Source organism: Janibacter sp. CFPM2_SD2 (genome assembly GCF_057364645.1).
In genome coordinates this window covers 1-4840 of the sequence record NZ_JBNFOF010000221.1, presented here as the reverse complement: position 1 = coordinate 4840, position 4840 = coordinate 1, and the positions used below count along the sequence as shown (strand labels likewise).

The following is a 4840-nucleotide window of genomic DNA, read 5'->3' as shown; positions in this document are numbered from 1 at the left end:
CGATAAGGGGTATCCAGCTAGCGTCGAGGCGACGCCCCCTTGTCGTGCCCGGGGTGGGCCGGAGGCTCAGGAGGCGACGGCCGCCAGGCGCGCCGTGCCCTCGGGGCGGGAGGAGATGAGGGCGTCGAGGTCGATGACGTCGTCCTGGTAGCGGTCGGCGAGACCGAGCACGGAGCGGATCACCGACTCCAGACGTCGGCCGGTGCGCCCCCAGTCGAAGGAACTCGCGTAGAGCCGTGCGGTGCGGCCGAGCTCGCGGCGCAGCGCGTGGTCGTCGACGAGGCGAATGACGTGGTCCTCGAACTCGCTCACCGAGTCGGCGAGCAGGCCGGTGCGGCCGTGGACGATCGACTCGCTCGGGCCGCCGGCGAACTCGTAGGCGACGGCGGGCGTGCCGTGCAGGCCGGCCTCGACGATCGTCAGGCCCCAGCCCTCCTTGTGCGAGGGCATGACGACGACCCAGGCGCGGGCGAGCAGCTCGTGCTTGCGGCTCTCCTCGACGAAGCCGTGCAGGTGGACCCGGTCGGCGACGCCGCGGGCACGCGCGTGCTCGGCGATGGCGTCCTCCCAGTAGCCGCCGCCGACGACGTGCAGCTCGAGGTCGGGGTGGGTCATCGCCCGCGAGGCGAGGATGTCGACGGCCTGCTCGACGTGCTTGTGGGGCACGAGCCGCCCGAGGAAGAGCATCGTCGGCACCTCGGTGCGCTCGAGCCGGGCATAACCGTCGAGGTCGGAGGGGCGGTCGTTGCCGGAGTAGACGAGGTCGACGCGGCCGGGGTCGACGCCGAGGTCCTCGAGCTCGCTGCGGGTGGACTTGGAGACCGTGACGTAGCGGCTGCGCCGATAGACGAAGGGGGCGACCCGGGACTCGAGGAACCACCCCAGGCGGGCGACCTTGGCCCCGAAGACCGCGGCCCACTGGTCCCGGTGGACGTGGTGGACGATGTTGACGACCGGGGTGCGGCCGGCGACGAGCGGGGCCCAGAAGGGCACGCCGTTCTGCACGTCGAGGATGACGTCGTAGTCGTCGCGGTGGCGCAGCACGTGCCACATGCCGTGGAGGTAGACGCTGAACTTCGACCCGCGACGCACGACGTCGACGTCACCGTGCCGAGTGCGCGGGCTCGACCCGGCGAAGGCGGCGGTGAAGATCGTCACCTCGTGACCCTGCTGGGTGAGCACCTCGGAGGTGCGCTCGGTGAAGGTCTCGGCGCCACCCGCCTCGGGGTTCTCGCGGTCACGCCAGGACAGGTAGAGCACCCGCAGCCGCTGCGTCGGGGTGGTCGTGCTCTGGGTCATCATCGCTCCTTGCCGGCCACGTGGGTGTCACGGGCCGACGGATAGGCTAACGCCGTGAGTTACCCAACGGTAGGCGTAGGCCCCGATCGCCGGTGTGAGATGTGCGGCGCTCCCGTGCGCGGCCAGGCGCTGCGCGGAGGTTGCGTCGTCGAGCGCTGCGAGCGCTGCGGCCACCTCGAGCGCGACCTCGAGCGCTGCCCGGCGCACCACCGCGACCTCGCCTACGGCGGCGAGCCGACCCTCGACCGCATCCGGCTCGACCTGACCTACCGCGAGCTCGTGCGCGACGGCGTGCCGAGCCGGGTCTTCGAGGTGGGCTTCGGCGCGGGCTCGATGCTGCGCCGCTTCCTCGACGACGGGGCACAGGTCGCCGGCGTCGACCCGGACCAGCTCGGCATCGACGTCGACGAGCTCGTGCGGGCGCAGGGCGACCTGCGCACCGGCGGCATCGAGGACGTCACCGACCTGCCCGGCGAGCAGGACCTCGTCTACGGCATCCACGTGCTCGAGCACGTCACCGATCCGCACGCCGCGCTGCGCTCGTCGCTGGAGCTGCTGCGCACCGGCGGACGGGCGAGCTTCATCACGCCCGCCGGCGACAGCAGCGGTGTCGACCGCTACGGGGCCGCCTGGTGGATGCTCGAGGACCCGACGCACATCCGCTTCTTCACCGCCGACTCGCTGGCGCGGGCGGCCGAGCGGGCCGGCTTCGTCGACATCGAGGTGCGCCGTCTGCTGCTCGACAGCCTGAGCGTCGACGCCGCGAGCCTCGCTCGGGGCGGTGGCGCCCCGGCGAGCGCCCGCGAGGTGTCCTCGGCTCGAGGTCCGTGCTCGCGGCGGCGGTGGCCAGCGTGCCCCTCGTCATCGGCCAGCGGGTCGTGGCACCGCGCAGCCGTCCCACGCTGCAGCTTCTGGCGCGTCGTCCATGATGGTGGGGTGCCGATGACCCCCGCCCCGATGCAGCGCCGTGGGCTGCGCCGGTCGGTCCGCCTCTTCCGCGCCTTCCTCCTCGAGCAGACGCAGCCGGAGGTCTTCTACTCGACCCTCGCGAGCGACTCGATCGCCCTGCTGCGTGAGCACACCGACCTCGCCGGCCGCACCGTCCTCGACGTCGGCGCCGGGCCGAGCGAGTTCGCCCGCGCCTTCCGTGCCGAGGGCGCGCGCTACGTCCCGGTCGACCACGACGCCTCGGTCGCGTCGGTGCGTGACGGGGGAGTCGTCGGAGACGCCCTGCGCCTGCCTCTGGCCGACGGCAGCGTCGACGTCGTCTTCTCGAGCAACATGTGGGAGCACGTGCCGGACCCGGAGGCCGTGGCCGACGAGATGCTGCGCGTGACCCGGCCCGGTGGTGTCGTCCTGCTGTCGTACACCAACTGGCTCTCCCCGTGGGGTGGGCACGAGACCTCCCCGTGGCACTGGCTCGGCGGCGAGCGGGCGATCCGCCGCTACGAGCGCAAGCACGGGCACCTGCCCAAGAACCGCGTCGGCGAGACCCTCCATCGGGTGAGCGTGCGCCAGGGCCTCGACTGGGCGAAGGGGGCGGACGCGCAGGTTCTCGTGGCCCGGCCGCGCTACCTGCCCGACGCCTTCGCGGCCGTCCTGCGGGTGCCGGGTCTGCGCGAGGTCGTCACGTGGAACCTCCTGCTCGTCCTGCGTCGCCGATGACCGCGGTCGAGGCGGTCAGGGGACGCCTCCAGCGCCTCGCCGCGACCCTGCTCGTCGCCGTCCTGCCCTGGCTCGTCGCGCCGGGCACGCTCCAGCCGGACACCAAGACCGATCTCGTGCTCTCCCCGGCGCGCTACCTCGGCCGTGCCCTGTGGGCCTGGAACGACCACACCGGCATCGGCGAGCTGCAGAACCAGGCCTACGGCTACCTCTTCCCGATGGGGCCGGTCTTCCTGCTCGGCGACGCGGTCGGCGCCCCCGGCTGGGCGGTGCAGCGGGTGTGGTGGACGCTTCTGCTCGTCGTCGGGTTCGTCGGTGCGGAGCGGGTGGCCCGGCGTCTCGCGGGCCTGCCGACGGTCCCCGCGCTGCTCGTCGGCGGCGCCTTCGCGCTGTCCGCCCCGGGTACTGACCGTCCTGTCGGAGATCTCGTCGAGGTCTGGCCGCAGGCGGTCGCGCCGTGGCTGATCCTCGCGGCGGCGAAGGGGGTCGCCCCCGGAACGACGGCCGGTGACCGGCGTCGGATGGCCGTGGTCACCGGGCTGCTCGCCGCGTGCCTCGGCGGGGTCAACGGCGACCGTCTCGCTCGTCGCGCTCGTGCCGGCAGCCATGTGGCTGCTGCTCGCTCCCGCCGGGCGGCGCCGCGTGCGCGCGCTCGCGTGGTGGTGCCTCGGTGCGGCAGCGGGGGCTGCGTGGTGGCTCGGGCCGCTGCTCGTGCTCGGCCGCTACTCCTACCCTTTCCTCGACCACATCGAGGTCGCCTCGACGACGACCGCCGTGGCCTCGGTGACCAATGTGCTGCGCGGCGCCAACCACTGGATCGCCTACATCCTCACGGCGGGGGAGCACCCGACCTGGCAGTCCGGCTGGGTCCTCGCCCAGTCCGTCGACGCGATCATCGCGACGTCGGTGCTCGCCGGCCTGGGGCTCGCCGGGCTCGTGCGGCGGCGCCCCGAGCGCGAGGGCGCGCACCTCACCCGGTGGGCCCTGGCACTCGTCCTCCTCGGGGTCGTCGCCATGGCAGTCGGACGGTCCGGCTCGGCCTCCGGCCGCTCGCGGAGATCGTGCAGCGGTGGCTCGACGGACCGCTGGCGCCCTTCCGCAACGTCCACAAGGCCGACCTCCTGGTCCGGCTGCCCGTCGCGATCGGGGTGGGGCTGCTCGCGCACTGGGCGACGCGCGTGGAGCGGGGGGCCACCCCCTTCGTCCGACAGCTCGTCGTCGTGGCGACGGTCCTCGCCCTCGTCGGCTCGCTCGCCCCCGTGTGGGCCGGCCGCGTCGGAGATGCCTGGGCGCCGACCGACGTGCCGCAGACCTGGCGCGCCGCGGCGAGCGAGGTCGACACGATGGCGTGCCAGCGACGGCGGGACGACCCGTCGGTGCCTGCCGGGCGCCTCGCACCGCGGACTACACGTGGGGTCGGGTGCACGGACGAACCCCTGGGGCGCTCGCCGCGTCGCCGGTGCTGGCCCGTGCCGCCGCGCCGCTCGGTCACCCCGCAGCCACCCGCGTGCTCGACGAGGTCGACGAGCTCGTGGCCACCGGCAGGCGCCAGCCGCAGCTGGCGACGGGACTGCGCCGGCTCGGCATCTCGCGAGTCGTCGTGCGGGGTGGTCTCGACCCCGACGTGGGGGCCGTCGACTCCCAGAGCGTCGCCGCCACCCTCGCGGCATCACCCGGCCTGACCCGGGTCTGGTCGCGTGGTGACGGCTCGGAGGAGGTGAGCATCTGGCGCCTTGACGTGCCGGCAACGCCGGTGTCCGTCGTGCCGCAGGGCGGGCGTCGTGGGCGTGGCCGGGGGCGCCGGAGGCGTGGTTCGCGCTCGTCGCCACCGGGCTGCTCGACCCCGCAGCGGTCACGACGACGGCCGGGGGGTCCG

General features: G+C 74.0%; 3 protein-coding genes and 3 pseudogenes. 5 read left to right on the top strand and 1 reads right to left on the bottom strand.

What is annotated here, in order from left to right; all coding sequences use genetic code 11:
• Nucleotides 1–66: 66 nt before the first annotated feature.
• Nucleotides 67–1299: a glycosyltransferase family 4 protein gene (locus AC2W7J_RS15810; RefSeq protein WP_421008372.1), complete on the bottom strand. Its 1233-nt coding sequence runs from the start codon at nt 1297–1299 to the stop codon at nt 67–69.
• A gap of 114 nt (nt 1300–1413) precedes the next feature.
• Between AC2W7J_RS15810 and AC2W7J_RS15805 the strand changes: the two genes are divergently transcribed.
• The 5 genes and pseudogenes from AC2W7J_RS15805 to AC2W7J_RS15785 form a co-directional block, all read left to right on the top strand.
• Complete coding sequence (locus AC2W7J_RS15805; protein WP_485983568.1) at nt 1414–2964, top strand: methyltransferase domain-containing protein; 1551 nt, start codon at nt 1414–1416, stop codon at nt 2962–2964.
• Nucleotides 2961–3524: pseudogene (locus AC2W7J_RS15800) on the top strand (alpha-(1->3)-arabinofuranosyltransferase domain-containing protein); the annotation flags it as partial. The gene AC2W7J_RS15805 and the pseudogene AC2W7J_RS15800, both read left to right, overlap by 4 nt.
• A 46-nt stretch (nt 3525–3570) precedes the next feature.
• A pseudogene (locus AC2W7J_RS15795) lies at nt 3571–3948 on the top strand (alpha-(1->3)-arabinofuranosyltransferase domain-containing protein); the annotation flags it as partial.
• A pseudogene (locus AC2W7J_RS15790) lies at nt 3942–4301 on the top strand (alpha-(1->3)-arabinofuranosyltransferase domain-containing protein); the annotation flags it as partial. The pseudogenes AC2W7J_RS15795 and AC2W7J_RS15790, both read left to right, overlap by 7 nt.
• Nucleotides 4226–4840, top strand: a 615-nt coding sequence (locus tag AC2W7J_RS15785; protein WP_485983571.1) for an alpha-(1->3)-arabinofuranosyltransferase domain-containing protein, incomplete at its 3' end; no start/stop codon positions are given. The pseudogene AC2W7J_RS15790 and the gene AC2W7J_RS15785, both read left to right, overlap by 76 nt.

Bases quoted from the DNA above. Each gene is read 5' to 3' on its own strand.
- AC2W7J_RS15810 (WP_421008372.1), bottom strand. From the start codon at position 1,299: ATGACCCAGAGCACGACCACCCCGACGCAGCGGCTGCGGGTGCTCTAC.